This is a genomic window from Stutzerimonas stutzeri, assembly GCF_000935215.1.
Taxonomy (GTDB): Bacteria; Pseudomonadota; Gammaproteobacteria; order Pseudomonadales; family Pseudomonadaceae; genus Stutzerimonas.
Window position 1 is genome coordinate 1 of record NZ_JXXD01000007.1, and the last position, 16570, is coordinate 16570.

General features: G+C 64.0%; 14 protein-coding genes. 6 read left to right on the forward strand and 8 right to left on the reverse strand.

All coding sequences use genetic code 11. The features are described from left to right. Window positions 1-168 precede the first annotated feature (168 nt). Window positions 169-528, reverse strand: a complete 360-nt coding sequence (locus LO50_RS00770; protein ID WP_014819370.1) for an MGMT family protein — start codon at window positions 526-528, stop codon at window positions 169-171. A 136-nt stretch (window positions 529-664) separates the two neighbouring features. Between LO50_RS00770 and LO50_RS00775 the strand changes: the two genes are divergently transcribed. After that, window positions 665-1669, forward strand: coding sequence for a DUF481 domain-containing protein (locus LO50_RS00775; protein WP_044313792.1), 1005 nt, complete (start codon window positions 665-667; stop codon window positions 1667-1669). Between the two features lie 76 nt (window positions 1670-1745). On the opposite strand, the gene LO50_RS00780 is transcribed toward LO50_RS00775, so the two are convergent. Then, entirely contained in the window at window positions 1746-2504 is a 759-nt protein-coding gene (locus LO50_RS00780; RefSeq protein WP_044313793.1) for an SDR family oxidoreductase, read from the reverse strand. A 100-nt stretch (window positions 2505-2604) separates the two neighbouring features. Between LO50_RS00780 and LO50_RS00785 the strand changes: the two genes are divergently transcribed. From LO50_RS00785 to LO50_RS00805, 5 genes are all read left to right on the forward strand, one after another. Beyond that, entirely contained in the window at window positions 2605-3312 is a 708-nt protein-coding gene (locus LO50_RS00785) for a HugZ family pyridoxamine 5'-phosphate oxidase (RefSeq protein ID WP_044313794.1), read from the forward strand. Between the two features lie 131 nt (window positions 3313-3443). Next, window positions 3444-3902, forward strand: a complete 459-nt coding sequence (locus LO50_RS00790) for an FxsA family protein (protein ID WP_044313795.1) — start codon at window positions 3444-3446, stop codon at window positions 3900-3902. A 247-nt stretch (window positions 3903-4149) separates the two neighbouring features. After that, window positions 4150-4443, forward strand: coding sequence for a co-chaperone GroES (locus tag LO50_RS00795; RefSeq protein ID WP_003294630.1), 294 nt, complete (start codon window positions 4150-4152; stop codon window positions 4441-4443). A gap of 49 nt (window positions 4444-4492) precedes the next feature. Beyond that, the gene (gene groL, locus LO50_RS00800) at window positions 4493-6142 is read left to right on the forward strand and encodes a chaperonin GroEL (protein ID WP_003299861.1); all 1650 of its coding nucleotides are present in this window, start codon (window positions 4493-4495) and stop codon (window positions 6140-6142) included. Between the two features lie 167 nt (window positions 6143-6309). Beyond that, the gene (locus LO50_RS00805; protein WP_044313796.1) at window positions 6310-6531 is read left to right on the forward strand and encodes a hypothetical protein; all 222 of its coding nucleotides are present in this window, start codon (window positions 6310-6312) and stop codon (window positions 6529-6531) included. Window positions 6532-6563: 32 nt separating this feature from the next. On the opposite strand, the gene LO50_RS00810 is transcribed toward LO50_RS00805, so the two are convergent. From LO50_RS00810 to LO50_RS00835, 6 genes are all read right to left on the reverse strand, one after another. After that, window positions 6564-9620: a multidrug efflux RND transporter permease subunit gene (locus LO50_RS00810; RefSeq protein ID WP_044313797.1), complete on the reverse strand. Its 3057-nt coding sequence runs from the start codon at window positions 9618-9620 to the stop codon at window positions 6564-6566. A 68-nt stretch (window positions 9621-9688) separates the two neighbouring features. Beyond that, window positions 9689-10825, reverse strand: a complete 1137-nt coding sequence (locus LO50_RS00815) for an efflux RND transporter periplasmic adaptor subunit (protein ID WP_044313798.1) — start codon at window positions 10823-10825, stop codon at window positions 9689-9691. A gap of 222 nt (window positions 10826-11047) precedes the next feature. Beyond that, on the reverse strand, window positions 11048-12670 hold the full coding sequence (locus LO50_RS00820) for a methyl-accepting chemotaxis protein (protein WP_044313802.1): 1623 nt from the start codon (window positions 12668-12670) through the stop codon (window positions 11048-11050). 85 nt (window positions 12671-12755) lie between these two features. Further along, window positions 12756-13850: a DUF1513 domain-containing protein gene (locus tag LO50_RS00825; RefSeq protein ID WP_044313799.1), complete on the reverse strand. Its 1095-nt coding sequence runs from the start codon at window positions 13848-13850 to the stop codon at window positions 12756-12758. Between the two features lie 2 nt (window positions 13851-13852). Further along, window positions 13853-14929: an imelysin family protein gene (locus LO50_RS00830; RefSeq protein ID WP_044313800.1), complete on the reverse strand. Its 1077-nt coding sequence runs from the start codon at window positions 14927-14929 to the stop codon at window positions 13853-13855. A 70-nt stretch (window positions 14930-14999) separates the two neighbouring features. Beyond that, entirely contained in the window at window positions 15000-16418 is a 1419-nt protein-coding gene (locus LO50_RS00835) for a di-heme oxidoreductase family protein (protein ID WP_044313801.1), read from the reverse strand. Window positions 16419-16570 lie beyond the last annotated feature (152 nt).

Consider the following 16570-nt stretch of genomic DNA (forward strand, 5'->3'; position numbering starts at 1 on the left):
CAGCCAGACCGACAGCGTGGAGAACACCAGAACGGCGGGAAGACCCGCAGCGAAACCCAGCAACAGCAGGGCCAGCGTAGCGGGGCTGGCGTAGGCGGCTAGCGCATCGCGCCAGGTTTCACGGGACATACATCGAGGATCTGTGCAGTTTTGGACGAAGCGCGCACTCTAACCGCTGTGCTCCGTCGAATGCCAGCCGTGCCGACGCATGTCCACCCGGTCGTTGATGATGGTCAGCCCTTCAGCCCGCAGGCGCATGCGCTGCTCGTGCCCGGCAGGGGAACCGGCCGGCAGGCTGAGCCGTCCGCCAGCGGCGATCACCCGGTGCCAGGGCAGGCTGGTGCCGTCGGGCAGCTGAGACATCAACCGGCCAACCCAGCGGGCCGCGCGACCGAGTCCGGCCATGGCGGCCAGTTCGCCGTAGCTCACCACCTTACCCGGCGGTATCTGCGACATCACCAGATAAACAGCGGCACGCCGTGCATCGGCGTCGGCAGCGGGTGGCAGCAGTGGTGGAAGGTCGGCCATGACAGGTGCTCCGGTGCAGGCAGGCGTACTGCGCGCCGAACTAGCGCTCCATTCGGCGGTCTTTGCTTGCTGTAGTTAAACGCATAGGGATAATGCCAGCCTTTCAACCGCCCTCGACCAGATTTTCAGCACATATATGTTCTCCAGAACCCTGCTTTGCGTGACCCTTTCCGCCATTGCCCTGCCTTCGTTCGCCGACACCGTGTGGTTGAAGAATGGTGATCGTCTGACCGGCAAGATCAGTGTGCTCGACGGCGGCAAGCTGCTCATCGAAACCGAATACGGCGGCTCGATTCCGCTGAAGTGGAGCAAGATCGCCACGCTGGAAAGCGACCAGAAGCTGCTGATCAAGCAGAACGACGTGACCGGCGAGGTCGCGCAGTCGCTGCAGGCAGCCGACGAGGGCAAGGTTGTCATCGCCAATGGTGCCGCGCCACGCACGGTGGATTTGGCGAGCATCACGCAGATCATCCACCCCAAGCCGTTGATCCAGGATTTCACCTGGAGTGGCAATGTCGACGTGGCTATGGATTACAAGCGTGCCGAAACCGACACCGATGACTACGACGTTTCCTTCGACACCAAGGCGCGCCATGGGCTCTGGCGCCACAACGGCACCGGTAACTACAACCGTGAGTACCGTGACGGTGTGACGGTCACCGACAACTGGGATGCCGAGTACGCGCTGGACCGCTTCCTCGATCAGCACTGGTTCTGGCAGGGGCGGTTGAGCTACAAGCGCGACCAGATCGAGGACGTGCGCCGTCAGCGCACCATCGGTACCGGTCCGGGTTATCAGTTCTGGGACAACGAGCTGGGCGCCTTCTCCCTGGCAGGGCTGATCAACCGTAGCGACTACGAGTTTGCCGACGGCGAAAAGGAGAACTTCTACCTGGCGGTGATGAAGTGGGACTACAACCGCTACCTGGTGGGCAAGACCTTCGAGCTGTTCAGTACCGGCGAACTCGGCAAGCCGCTGGAGAACGTGGCCGATTACGCGCTCGATGCCGAGGTCGGCCTGCGTTACAAGGTGACCGACTGGGCTTCGCTGAACATGAAGGCAGAGAAGGACATCATCAGCGGTGCCGACAACGATCTCGACTTGACCCGCTACAGCATCGGTTTCGGCGTGGGCTGGTAAGCCTTATCGATCCGGTGTGCATATATAAGAAAGGCAGCCATCTGGCTGCCTTTCTTCTTTGGCCCTGACGCCCCGATCAGAGACGCAGCCCGCCGTCCAGTTCGAGGATGCGGCCGGTGTAATAGTCGTTCTCGAAGATGTACGCCACCGAGTGGGCGATCTCCGCCGGCTTGCCCATGCGCTTGAGCGGAATGCCGGACGTCATTTTCTCCAGGGCTTCGGGCTTCATGCTGGCGACCATCTCGGTCTCGATGAAGCCGGGCGCCACGCCTGCCACGCGAATGCCGTAGCGCGCCAGCTCCTTGGCCCAGACCACGGTGGCCGAGGCCACGCCGGCCTTGGCCGCGGAGTAGTTGGTCTGGCCCATGTTGCCGGCGCGGGAGATCGACGAGATGTTGATGATCGCGCCTTCGCTCTTCAATTCGACCATCTTCGCCGCGACTTCGCGGGTGCAGAGGAACACGCCGGTGAGGTTGACGTCGATCACCGCCTGCCACTGCGCCAGGCTCATCTTGCTGATCTCGCCGTCCTTGACCTTGAGCAGCAGGCCGTCGCGCAGGATGCCGGCATTGTTCACCAGGCCATGCAGGCCGCCGAAGTCCTCGGCGACGCGCGCAACCATGTCGCTGACCTGCTCTTCATTGGCGACATTGCACAGATAGGCGCGGGCGTCACCGCCAGCGGCCTTGCAGGCCGCGACGGCCTCGTCCAGACGCTCCTGGTTCAGGTCCACCAGCGCCAGCCGCGCGCCCTTGCTCGCCAGGTACTCGCCCATGGCGCGGCCGAGGCCCTGGCCGCCGCCGGTGACGATGATGACTTTGTCTTGAAGCTGCATGCCTATCTCCATGTGGTCGTTCTGCTGCGGGAACGACGCCCGCCGGGGAAACCGTTATGCTGAGCGCCCGTCGATCCGGACCCGTCTCGAGGAGCCTCAGGTGAGCGCCGAAGCCAGCAAGCATGCCCGACAACTCCTGCTCAAGGAATACCGCGGCGTGCTCTCCACCCATTCCCAGGCCATGCCCGGCTTTCCGTTCGGCTCGGTAGTGCCTTACTGCCTGGACGCCAATGGCTGGCCGCTGATCCTGATCAGCCGCATCGCCCAGCACACGCGCAATCTGAAGGCCGATGGGCGGTGCTCGCTGCTGGTCGGCGAACGCGCCGCCGAGGATGTGCAGGCGGCCGGTCGACTCACGCTGCTTGCCGAAGCCCGTCAGCTCGCCGAGCCCGCTGCAATTGAGTCGGCGGCACAGCGCTACTACCGCTACTTTCCCGAGTCGCGCGACTACCATCGTGTGCATGACTTCGATTTCTGGGTGCTGGAGCCGGTGCGCTGGCGCTACATCGGCGGCTTCGGCGCCATTCACTGGCTGGACCACGTCGCGCTGGCCAATCCCTTCGCAGTCGAAAGCGGCGAGGTGGAGCAGGGCATGGTCGAGCACATGAACGATGACCACGCCGCTGCCATCGCCCGCTATGTCGAACAGGCGGGGCTGCCGCAGAGCGCGCCAGCGCAAATGGTCGGGATCGATAGCGAGGGCTTCCATCTGCGTATCGGCCAGGCACTGCATTGGCTGGCGTTTCCGGAGCCATGCGAAACGCCAATGGCGGTGCGCCAGGCGCTGGTTGCCATGGCGCGAGGTTGAGGGGATTCAGTTTCGCTTCAGCCGTGTCGCGCATAATCCGGTTACAGGCCGATTGTCACCCGGGTTGAATTAGACCCCTCCTGCCGCCATCTACAGAGGACTGGAAGCTGATCTTCCGTCAAGGACCATCGATGCGAATCTTCTTTGTACTGTTTCTGTTGTTTCCGCTGGCCGAGCTGTATGTGCTGATCAAGGTCGGCGGCTCCATTGGCGCGCTGGCGACCATCCTGCTGCTGGTGCTCAGTGGCATCACCGGCATTCTGCTGCTGCGCCTGGCGGGTTTCGCCACCGCCTGGCGCGCCCGCGAACGTCTGGCCCGCGGTGAACTGCCCGAGCGCGAGATGTTGCAGGGGCTGATGATGGCCATTGGCGGTGGCTTGCTGTTCCTGCCCGGTTTCATCAGCGATGTGCTGGCGCTGGTTGTGCTTTTCCCACCGACACGCAACTTCCTGTTCCGCCAGATCAATCGGCGGATCGAGGCGCAGGTGCGCCGCCAGCGTGCTTTTGCCGACGATCTGCAGGCGCGCTCCAACCCGCAACGGCCGAACGTGATCGAAGGCGAGTGGGAGCGCAATGACCGCGACCGCTAAGCTGCTCAGCCGACAATCCGGCATGCCATCAGGCATGCCGGTTTCGTTTGTGGCCATGAAAATTTCATCTGCGCCCCTTGAAATGCACTTGAACGCCCGCATGTAGCGGACACCGCAAGGTCGCTGTCGTGTTCGACAGTCCGTCTTCTGCGGCTCGCATCGCGGGCCGCAACCGGCACAGCCGGATTTGCCCAACCCGCCGATGAAGGTCATCGGCATGGAACAACTCTACTAGGAGAGATCGACAATGAAGCTTCGTCCTCTGCATGACCGCGTCGTGATTCGTCGCAGCGAAGAAGAAACCAAGACCGCAGGCGGCATCGTCCTGCCGGGCTCCGCTGCCGAGAAGCCGAACCGTGGCGAAGTCGTTGCTGTGGGTACCGGCCGCGTGCTTGACAACGGCGAAGTACGCGCCCTGGCCGTGAAGGTCGGCGATAAGGTGGTGTTCGGCCCTTATTCGGGTAGCAACACCGTCAAGGTTGACGGCGAAGACCTGCTGGTGATGAGCGAGAACGAAATTCTCGCTGTCGTCGAAGCCTGATCGCCCCGCGAATCTCCGTAAATAATTCACGAATTGAGGATCAATCAACATGGCTGCTAAAGAAGTCAAATTCGGCGACTCCGCACGCAAGAAGATGCTGGTCGGTGTGAACGTCCTGGCTGATGCCGTTAAAGCGACCCTCGGCCCGAAAGGCCGCAACGTCGTGCTGGAGAAGAGCTTCGGTGCTCCGACCATCACCAAGGACGGCGTTTCCGTCGCCAAGGAAATCGAGCTGAAGGACCGCTTCGAGAACATGGGCGCCCAGCTGGTCAAGGACGTTGCGTCCAAGGCTAACGACGAGGCCGGTGACGGCACCACCACCGCTACCGTTCTGGCCCAGGCTATCGTCAATGAAGGCCTGAAGGCTGTCGCTGCCGGCATGAACCCGATGGACCTGAAGCGCGGCATCGACAAGGCCACCATCGCCATCGTCGCCGAGCTGAAGAACCTGGCCAAGCCGTGCACCGACTCCAAGGCCATCGCTCAGGTTGGCACCATCTCCGCCAACTCCGACTCCTCCATCGGTGACATCATCGCCGAAGCCATGGAGCGTGTAGGCAAGGAAGGCGTCATCACCGTCGAGGAAGGTTCGGGTCTGGAGAACGAGCTGTCCGTCGTAGAAGGCATGCAGTTCGATCGCGGCTACCTGTCGCCGTACTTCATCAACAAGCCGGACACCATGGTCGCCGAGCTGGACAGCCCGTTGCTGCTGCTGGTCGACAAGAAGATCTCCAACATCCGCGAACTGCTGCCGGTGCTGGAAGCTGTTGCCAAGGCCGGTCGCCCGCTGCTGATCGTTGCCGAAGACGTCGAAGGCGAAGCCCTGGCGACTCTGGTGGTCAACAACATGCGCGGCATCGTCAAGGTTGCTGCAGTCAAGGCCCCGGGCTTTGGCGATCGCCGCAAGGCCATGCTGCAGGACATCGCCATCCTGACTGGCGGTACCGTGATATCCGAAGAAGTCGGCCTGAGCCTGGAAACCGCTACCCTGGAGCACCTGGGTAACGCCAAGCGCGTCGTGCTGAACAAGGAAAACACCACCATCATCGACGGTGCTGGTCAGCAGGCCGATATCGAAGCCCGCGTTGCGCAGATTCGCAAGCAGGTCGAAGACACCACCTCCGACTACGACAAAGAGAAGCTGCAAGAGCGTCTGGCCAAGCTGGCCGGCGGTGTTGCCGTGATCAAGGTCGGTGCCGGTACCGAAGTCGAGATGAAAGAGAAGAAGGCCCGCGTTGAAGACGCCCTGCACGCGACCCGTGCTGCCGTCGAAGAAGGCGTGGTTCCTGGCGGTGGCGTTGCCCTGGTGCGCGCTCTACAGGCCATCTCCGAGCTGAAGGGCGAGAACGAAGACCAGAACGTTGGTATCGCACTGCTGCGTCGCGCTGTCGAAGCGCCGCTGCGCCAGATCGTCTCCAACGCCGGCGGCGAGCCAAGCGTAGTGGTCGACAAGGTCAAGCAGGGTGAAGGCAACTACGGCTTCAACGCCGCTTCCGACACCTACGGCGACATGATCGAGATGGGTATTCTCGACCCGGCCAAGGTGACCCGTTCGGCTCTGCAAGCTGCAGCGTCCATCGGCAGCCTGATGATCACCACCGAAGCGATGATCGCCGAAGTGGCTGAAGACAAGGCCGCCGGCGGCATGCCGGACATGGGTGGCATGGGCGGTATGGGTGGCATGGGCGGCATGATGTAAGCCGACCGGCCCTTAGCTACAAAAAGAACCCCGCCTTGTGCGGGGTTTTTTTATGCCTGCTGAACAGTGACGTCACAGGCCGTACATACCGTTCGTCCAAAATTGCACAGGAATTAAACAACTGAACTACGGTCAGTTAACTACTCGCTTAATCAAGGGCTTACGCCATGAAGCTGGAAATAGCTCGAGGATTGTTCCTGGCTGGCGCTCTGGGAGTGACCACGCTGTGCGTGGCGGCCTGGAATGAGCCCGGAGCGACGCTGGTGCAGAGCAGCGAAAGCCGCAGCTATTGTCCGGTGCCGCCTGGTGGGCGCCCGCAGTTCGAGGCGATGCGGCCTGATCAGGATTTGCTGTTGTTGCTGTATGGCCTGTCCCAGGGCATGCGGTGAGCTGGAGGCTATCCTCGCAGCCCACACCGCACTCAGCCGGCGCTCGGTACGGCCGCCGCGGACGGGCTTTGGTCGGGCTTGGCCAGCAGGTCATAGACCGCCGGTAGCACGAACAGGGTGAACAGCGTACCCACCGACATGCCGGTGGCAATCACCAGGCCGATGTCGAACCGGCTGACCGCGCCGGCCCCACTGGCGATGATCAGCGGCACCATGCCGAACACCGTCGCCGCTGTGGTCATCAGCACCGGCCGCAGGCGAATCGCCGCCGCTTCTTCCACCGCTTCGCGTCGACTCAGGCCCTGTTCGCGGCGCAGCTGATTGGCGAACTCGACGATCATGATGCCGTGCTTGCTGATCAGTCCGATCAGCGTCACCAGGCCCACCTGGGTATAGATGTTCATGCTCGACAGGCCAAGGAACAGCGGCACCAGCGCGCCACAGACCGACAGCGGCACGGTGACCAGGATCACCAGAGGATCGCGGAAGCTCTCGAACTGCGCGGCCAGGACCAGGAAGATCACCGCCAATGCCAGCGCGAAGGTCAGGTACAGCGCGTTGCCTTCCTGGATGTACTGGCGCGAGGCGCCGGCGTAATCGAAGCTGAAACCTTCGGGCGCTTCTTCGCGGGCGATGGTCTGCAGCGTTTCGATCGCCTCGCCCATGCTGACGATCGGAAAGCCCTGGATCATCGCGGCGTTGAGTTGCTGGAACTGCTTGAGCTGAGTCGGTCGGGCGCGATCGTGCACCTGGATCAGCGTCGACAGCGGCAGCATCTGGCCTTGCCCATTGCGCACGTAGTAGTTGCTCAGCCAGTCCGGGTTGTCGCGGTAGGCGCGCTCGACCTGGGCGATGACCTTGTAGCTGCGGCCTTCGATGGTGAAACGGTTGATCTCGCCTTCGCCGAGCAGGGTGCTCAGGGTCAGGCCGAGGTCTTCCATGGATACGCTCATCTGCGCCGCCTTCTCGCGGTCGATCTCGACCACGATTTCCGGTTTGTCGAAGGCCAGGTCCACGTCGAGGAAGGCGAACTTGCCGGACTCCTCGGCGCGCTTGCGGATGCGCTCGGTCACCTGCAGCAGCGTCTCGTAGTCGTTGGCGGTGTTGATCACGAACTGGAAGGGCAGGCCTTCGCCGGTGCCCGGCAGAGACGGCAGGTTGAAACCGAAGATCTGCAGGCCCGGCAGGCGATCGAGCTTGGCCTGCACCTCGGGAAGGATTTCCATCTGCGAGCGCTCGCGCTCGTCCCAGGGCTTGAGCAGGAAGCCGCCGATGCCGCTCTGCACGCCGTCGAAACCGTTGATCTGGAACCAGGAGTAGTACTCCGGAAAGCTCTTGAAGATCTCCAGGAACTGGTCGGTGTAGGCGTTCAGGTAGTCCAGGTTGGCGGTCTTCGGTGCGCTGGCCATCATGAAGACGATGCCCTGGTCCTCCTCCGGTGCCAGTTCGCTCTCGGTGAACATCAGCAGCACCGGAATCAGCGCCAGCACGAGCACGGCGAACACCAGTACCACCGGGCGGGTATTGAGGGTGCCGTGCAGCGCGTGCTGATAACGCTGCTTGAGGCGTTCGAACAGTTCGTCCAGGCGATGGGCGAAGCCGCTGGGGTTCTCCTCATGGCGCAGCAGCTTCGAACACATCATCGGTGACAGCGTCAGCGCCACCACGCCGGAAATCAGCACCGCGCCGGCCAGGGTCAGGGCGAACTCCTGGAACAGCGCGCCGGTCAGCCCCTGCAGGAAGCCGATGGGGGCATAGACCGCCGCCAGGGTGATGGTCATGGTCACCACCGGCATGGCGATTTCCCGTGCGCCGTCGATGGCCGCCTGGAACGGTGACTTGCCCTGTTCTATATGCCGGTGGATGTTCTCCACCACGACGATGGCATCGTCCACTACCAGGCCGATCGCCAACACCATGGCCAGCAGCGTCAGCAGGTTGATCGAGTAACCCATCGCCTGCATGAAGAACAGCACGCCGATCATCGACAGCGGAATGGTCACCACCGGAATCAGCACGGTGCGCAGCGAGCCGAGGAAGAGAAACACTACGACGATGACGATCACTGCGGCTTCGGCCAGGGTCTTCACCACCTCGTCGATGGAGGCCTGGATGAACTCGGTGGCGTCGTAGGCGATGGTCGCCTTGAGGCCCGGCGGCAGCTGTGCCTCGATCTGCGGCATGATCGCGCGCACTTCCTTGATCACGTCCAGCGGGTTGGCGCTGGGTGTGCCCTTGATGCCGATATAGACCGAGGGGATACCGTCGAACGAGCTGATCGAGTTGTAGCTTTCGGCGCCCATCTCCACCCGCGCCACATCACCCAGCAGAACGCGACTGTCGCCCTGCGTGCGCAGCGGGATGGCGGCGAACGCTTCCGGCGTCTTCAGCTCGGTGTCGGCGTTGATGCTGGTGACCACGTACTGGCCCTTCACTTCGCCGGCCGCCGAGAGGAAGTTGTACTTGCGTACCGCCTCGTTCACGTCGCTGGCGGAAACCCCATAGGCCGCGAGCTTCACCGGGTCCAGCCAGAGGCGCATGGCGAACACCTGGTTGCCGAGGATTTCCGCTTCGGCCATGCCCGGCAGCGTCGCCAGCTTGGGCTGGATGACCCGCGACAGGTAGTCGGTGATCTGCGGGTTGCTCAGCTGGTCGCTGTAGAAGCTGATGTACATCAGCGCGGTGGAGTCGGCTGCCTGCTTGTTCAGCACTGGGTCCTCGGCATCCTGCGGCAGCTGGTTCTTCACCGAGTTGGCCTGGCTCAGCAGCTCGGTGTAGAGGCGATCGGTGTCGGCGCCAATACGCGCATAGACCGAGATCACCGAGGCGTTCTGCTGGCTGACCGAGGTCATGTAGTCGACGCCTTCGGCGCTGGCCAGACTCTGCTGCAACGGCTGGGTGATGTAGCCCTGGATGGTCTCGGCGTTGGCGCCGGGGTAGGCGGTGGTCACCGTGATCAGCGCACTTTCCATCTGCGGGTACTGACGGATGGTCAGGCTGTTGAAGGCCTGGATGCCGAGCAGCACGATCAGCAGGCTAATGACGCTCGCCAGCACGGGGCGGCGGATGAAGGGGTCGGTGAACGCCATGGGAAGTCCCTGGAACCTTGTCTGAGTCTGCTGTGCGTCGGGCCTGCCGCGTGAGGAACAGGCTTTTTCTATTCGGTCGCCGGCTGCTGAGAGCCTTCCAGCTTGAGCGTGCGGCTTTCGGCGATGGCGACATGGGCGCCGCTGTCCAGCTTGAGCTGGCCGGCGGTGATCACCTGTTCGCCGCCCTCCAGGCCGTCGAGGACGACCGTCAGTCCGTCGCGCCGCTCGCCGGTGGTGACGAAGCGGCGCTCGACCACCAGGTAGGGCTCGTCGCTGCTGACGCCTTCCGGCGGCGTGCCCTCGGTCACCAGCAGCACCGAGTTGCCATACAGGGTGTAGGTGATGGCGGTTTCCGGGACCACCACCTGGGCGGTCTCGGTCGGCAGCAGCACCTGCAGGTCGGCAAACATGCCGGGCAGCAGACGTCCGTCCGGATTGCCCAGTTCGGCGCGCACCTGAACGTTGCGGGTAGTGGTTTCCACCTTCGGGTTCAGCGCGCTGATCAAGCCTTCGAAGCGTTCGCCGGGATAGGCGGCGACCTGTAGCTGCACTCGCTGGCCGAGCTTCAGCAGCGGCACATGCTGCTCGGCCAGGAAGAAGTCGACGTACAGCGTGGTCAGGTCCTGAAGCGTGGCGATCGGCGTGCCGGCGGCGATGTAGTCGCCGACATCCACCTGACGGATGCCGATGGTGCCGGAGAAGGGCGCCAGGATGCGCTTCTTCGACAGACTGGCGCGCAGCTGCGCAACGCTGGCCGCGGCCTTCTGCGATTCGGCATTGAGCCGGTCGTACTCGCTGCGCGAAATGGCCTGGCGATCCAGCAGGCTACGCGCGCGCTGGAATTCCAGGCGCGACAGGTTGAGGTCGGCTTCGGCGCTGGCCAGGCTGGCCTGCTCCATCTCGCTGTCGAGCAGCACGATGGCCTGGCCCTTGCTGACCTTCTCGCCGGACTGGAACTGCACGTCGGTGATGGTGCCGGCGATCTCGACGCTGAGGTCGATGCCCTGCGACGCCTTGAGCGTGCCGATGGCTGGCAGGCGGCTTTGCCAGTCCATGCGGCGGGCGAGCTCGGTTTCGACGTCGATCGCAGGCTTGGGGGCCTGGAACTGTTGAATCTGCTGATAGATCGAGTTGAATTTGAGCGCGGCAAGAATCGCAACGACGACGACCACCGCGCCCAGCATGAACAGCATGCGGCGCAACATTTTCCGATTTCCTTGGAGATGTGAGCCGGCTGTCTACTGCCGTGATCGAGGCAGCCGTTCGAACGGTCCGGTCGCCAGCTTCGGCGACCTGCTGGCACCTGACTCAGCAGGACCGGAGAGCGAGGAACTTAGCCCCGAAACGAGGCCAAGTAAAGGGGGAGCGGGGCGGAATGCAGCGCAGGTGTGGGGCGGGCGACAGACTGTCGGCCCGCCCGCAGATCATCAGCCGGCAAGGCGTTGGGTGACCTCGGTAAGTTGCGCCGACAGCCCGTGCAGGTTCTGGCTGGCGGTTTCGGTGCGCTCGACGTTCTGCTGGTTGATGGTGGCGATGGAGGTGATCTCGGTGATGTTGCGCGAAATGTCTTCGGCCACCGCGGTCTGCTCCTCGGCGGCCGTGGCGATCTGGCGGTTCATGTCGCGGATCGCCTCGACCGCTTCGGTGATGCGCTGCAGCATCTGACCGGCCTCGGTCACCTGGCCGACGCCCTGTTCGCTGCGCGCCTGACCGCTCTCGATGGCGCGTACGGCATTGCTTGCGCCGGTCTGCACGGTGTCGATGATCTGGTGAATCTCGGCGGTGGACTCGGCGGTGCGCTGGGCCAGGGTGCGCACCTCGTCGGCGACCACGGCAAAGCCACGGCCGGCGTCACCCGCTCGGGCCGCCTCGATGGCGGCATTGAGCGCGAGCAGGTTGGTCTGGTCGGCGATCCCGCGGATCACCTCCAAGACCTTGCCGATGCGCCCGCTATCACCCTCCAGGCGGCGGATGACGTCTGCCGTGCTGGCGATCTCGTTGCTCATGTCGGTGATAGTGGCGATAGTGCCGCGCATCACCGCTTCGCCCTGCTGGGCGGAATGGTCGGCGGCGTCGGCGGCCTGCGCGGCTTCGGCGGCATGCCGCGAGACTTCCTGAGCGGTCGCGGACATCTCGTGCATCGCCGTGGCGACCTGATCGGTACGCGAGAACTGCTCGCGGGCGCCGTCGGCCATCAGCCTGGCGATGGCGTTCAACTCGCCGCTGGCACTGTCCAGATTCGAGGTGCTCTGCTGCAGGCGGGTGAAGGTGTCGGCGAGGAAGTCGCGCAGCACGTTGGCGGCAGCGGCAAGGCGGCCCAGTTCGTCGCTGCGGCTGGCATCCACGCGGTCGGCGAACTTGCCCTGGCTGAGGCGGGCGATGTGCTCGATCAGGTTGCGAATCGGTTCGATGATCCGGCGATTGACCAGCCACAGGCTGAACAGCGCCACCACCACACTGGCGAGGATCATGATGATCGGGCCGAAGGACGCGGTGCTCTGAGCGTCGGCACGGATGGTCTCCGAGCGCTGCGCGGCGGCGTCGCCCAGCTGTTTGACCAGCTCGCTCAGCTGAGCGCTGGTCGCCCGGTCGATACCGGCTACCGCGGCGTCCCCGGCGAGCGGGTCGCTGTCGGCGGCAATGTAGGCATCCAGGCCCTTGCGATAGGCAACGCCGAGAGTGCGGTGCTCGCTACGCAGGCTCTCGATCTGCTTGGCCAGCTGCGGTTCGTCGGCGGTCAGTACCAGTAGATCGCCCAGAATCTTCTGCACCTTCGCTTCCTGGGCCTCGAACTGGCTCCAGTAGCGGTTGCGAGAGTCCGGCTGTTTGCCACGCAGCAGAACGTTCTTCCATTCCTGGACCTGCACCTTGAACTCGAGGTTGGCCTCGTCGATCAGTTGCACTTCGGCCAGCGGGCCGTCGAGCAGCGCCTGGAAGTGGTCGATGTTGTTGCTGAGCAGGCGAATGCAGGCGAGGGCGATGAGCAGCGTCAGCAGCAGGCTGCCGCCGATCAGCGCGAGGATCTGCGCGCGCAGGGATTTCTGGAGCATGGGCAAGGTCTCGGCATTTGAGAAAACGTCAATCAGCATCCGTGCCGTTTCCCAGCATCATCGGCCGGGGGACGCTTTTCTTGAGCTAGACGATGCGCAGATGGTTGTCCCAGAGCCCCGCGGGCAGGTCCAGCGGTGTGCTGGCGATACGTTCGCCACGGCAGTCGAACAGGCGGCAGCGGCCCTGCCCGGAGCTGACCACGAAGCCCTCGGTGACTGCCGCGACGCCCGCGCAATCGGGCACATGGGCTGCCTGCCGCAGCTCGGCACTGTCCAGGTCCCAGATGAACACCTTGTTGCCGCGCGGCGCGGTGACGGCCAACAACCGCAGCTCGTCGTGGATGGCGAGGCTGGCGGTGTACTGGTTCATGATCTGCCGCTGTGCCTCGCCCAGCGGAAAGTGCTGGAAGGCCTGCCCGGGCCGCTTGATCGCCAGCAACGGGATACGGTCCATGGCATCCCCTTCGTACTGCTGGCCGCTGACCACGGTACCGTCGGCGGCCACGGCGAGGTGACGCACGCTGTTCATCTGCTCCGGCAGCTGTTCCTTGCTGACCAGCGTACCGTCGCGGCGTAGCAGCACCAGGCTCGGCTCCATCGCATCGAGATTCATCATCTCGCGGCTGTCGGCTTCGGTGCGGATCCCACCATTGGCGATGACCAGGGTTTCGTTGTCCGGCATCCACAGCAGCTGGTGCGGGCCGATGCCATGGGTCGCGTGCTCGCCGACGCGCACCAGCTGTCGGCCTTCCAGTCGATAGACGCCGAGGACGCCACGGCCGGCATCGGCGGTGTCGTTTTCGGTGGTGTAGAACCACTCGCCGTCCTTGTGAAACACCCCGTGCCCGTAAAAGTGGCGGTCGGCCGGCGAGGCCATGACCTGCAGCAGACGCCCGTCACGCGCATCTATCAGGTAGCTCTCGCGGCTCGGGCGACGGCCGACGAACACGGCCAAGGGCAGGTACGGGTGCGGGTAGACGTCATGGCAGCGCTCGGCGACTGGTGTGGCAAATACCTGGCTGCCATCGAGGCGGTAGCCGACGGCGTAGTGTTGCCCGTCGGCGCCATCACGTGCGGAGAGCAAAACCTGTTGCCCGTCGTGACGCGTCAGTGACCAGCCAGCGATGCCGCTGGCGGCAAGCATGGCGCCGGTCAGGCCAAGCAGGGTGCGGCGCTTCATGATCAGTCCCCGTCGTGCGCGTTGAAGCCGATCTGCACGCCGAGGGCGCGTGCCAGCTCGAGCTGGTGCAGGCGATGCAGTTGGTCTATCCGCTGGTACAGCGCATCGAGCTGCGCCCGACTCTCCTCGTTGGCGAGCATTTCGCCGAACGGCTCGGGCATGGCTTTCAGTTGTTGCAGCAGATCGGCGTAACCGGCGTCGATGCGCTTGGCCAGATCAGCCTGCTCAGCGCCGAGCAGCGCGCGCAGACCGTCCTGGTCGGCACCCAGCCAGAGGCTTTCGGCGCCTTTGACGGTGGCAGCGATATTGCTCAGGGTCGTGTCGCTGCGCCAGCCGTCGGCCTGGTACGGCTGCGGATGGCCCTTGGTCTGGCGACCGAGCGGCGCGCCGAGCTTCTTCTTCAGGCCGTCGAGGGCCGTGACCTGAACCCGCAGCAGTTCGGCGATGGCTTCGCTCGGTTCGGCATAACGCTCGTTGGGAAAGCTGCGCAACTGATCGGCCATGCCGTCCTTGTCCTGCCATTGCTGCAGGACGCTGGCTGCAAGCTGCTGCTGGTGCTCGCCGATGGCCGTCAGCAAGGGGCAGTAGCGCGTCCTGGTGGTGGGGTCGGCGAGGTCGATGCTGCTGTCGAAAAGGACGTACTCGTAGGCGCTCAGGCCCTGCACCACGACGCTGGCGTTATCCAGATCGGCCTGGGTCAGCTCGGGCTTGGTCTTGAGCAGTGCCGTGACCTGGCGTGCAACGAGGTTCTTCTTGTCCGGCCAGAACTGGACCTGCCAGGCCAGATTGCCTTCGCCCATTGGGCCGATCAGCAGCGGCTGCAGGCCGGCCCAGGCGGTTTGCGCATGCACGAAGGCTGCATGCGCTTCGTCCAGGGTCTGGTTGTCGGCACAGAAGGCGATCGCGCTGGCCGCCAGGCGGCGGTCGGCTTCCGACCACTGTTTATAGGCTGGCAGCAATACGCCATCAGCCAGGGTTTTGCTGGTCTCGGCCTGCGGGTCGGTGGGCGTGCAGGCGCTCAGCAACAAGGCGGTGAGCAGAGCGCCGCTGGCGATGCGCAGGGTGTTCGAACGGATCATGGTGTCCTCATCGGCAAGGCCGGTTGCAGCGCTTTTCGCGCCGGGAAAGCATGGTGAATAGCATGGGCATTCAGAGCGACTCGAGGAAGCTCAGCAGCGCGGTACGTTCGTTCTGGTCGTAGCCGAGCACGATCTGGCGCGCCTTCTCGGCCTCGCCGCCGTGCCAGAGTATGGCTTCGAGCAGGTTGCGAGCGCGGCCGTCGTGCAGGAACTGGGTATGCCCGCTGACTGCCTGGGTCAGGCCAATGCCCCACAGCGGTGGCGTGCGCCATTCCCGGCCTTTGGCCTCGAATTCGGGGCGGTTATCCGCAAGACCTTCGCCCATGTCATGCAACAGCAGGTCGGTGTAGGGGCGAATCAGCTGATTGGCCAACTCCGGTTCCGCGGCGTCGGCAGCGGTGGTGAACTGTGGCACGTGGCAGCTCTGGCAGCCGGCGCGGTGAAATAGCGTCTTGCCGGCGAGTACCTGTGGGTCGTCGACGTTCCGTCGCGCAGGTACGCCGAGATTGCGGGTGTAGAACAGCACCTGGGCGAGGATGTCGTCGCTGACTTCCGGCTCGCCACCGTCCGGCATCGCGCGACACTCGGTCTGCCGGTCGGTGCAGCTGTTGCCGCTGAACAGGCTGGTGGACAGACCCATATCGTTGAAGAAGGCGTCGGCGTTCTGCTGATTGAGGCTCGGCTGTCCGGCCTTCCAGCCGAAGCGGCCAATCACGGTCTGCCGGCTGGTCTGGTCGAAGACCCGGTTCGGGCGGCCGGAGATGCCGTCGCCGTTGCGGTCATCGGGGTCGGCATTGGCCAGCAGCGCTTCTTCGGGAATGGCTTCGAGCAGGCCCAGGCCGATCATCGGTGGCGCGATGCGCAGGGACATCCGGGTATCCGGATGCATGTCACCATAGGCCAGGTCGTTCAGTTCGATTTCCGGCCTGCGCAGCTCGACTTCGGTGCCATCGGCGAAGCGCACCTGCTCGGTCGAATAGCGCAGCCGTACCTTGCCTTCCGGGGCGACGCCGGGAATCGCCATGTCCTGCAGCTGGCCGCCGTAGCTTGGCTCCGGTGCGATGCCACGTTCTCGGACGACTTCGGCAAGCTCAGGACCGGCCGGAATGGACAGCCGTACCAGCATCGACACGGCGCTGGTCGCATCGGGTGCCGGCGGATGGCCGCGGCCGTCCTTGATATGGCAGTTTTGGCAGGCGTTGGTATTCAGCAGCGGGCCAAGACCATCGCGAGCGGTGGTGGATGCCGGGGCGATGACCCAGGGATTTCGGAAGAAGCTGTTGCCGACGCTGAAGTCGAGTCGACGCATCGGTGCCAGATTGGCCGAAGGCATGGAGTAGGCGTTCTGGTCGAACTTCATCACCGTGGTGCTGCCGCCGGAGAGCGCCTCACCAGGTTCGGGCTGGGAGAAAGTCGGTGTTTCAACGTTATCGCAGGCGACCAGGGCCAGAGCCAGCAGCGGGAAGAGGCGGCGAAACAGCGGGCGCATCGGAAGTACCTGCGGGGCGGTGAATTAAGCCGCGCAATCTTAGCAGGCTAATCGTAATGGAATAAGAGGGATTTGCATTTGCGCGAGAGGAGCGCGCGCTCTGGGACCAAGCAGGGGCACAGCGAAAAGCCCGACACGGGCGCAACAGCTGC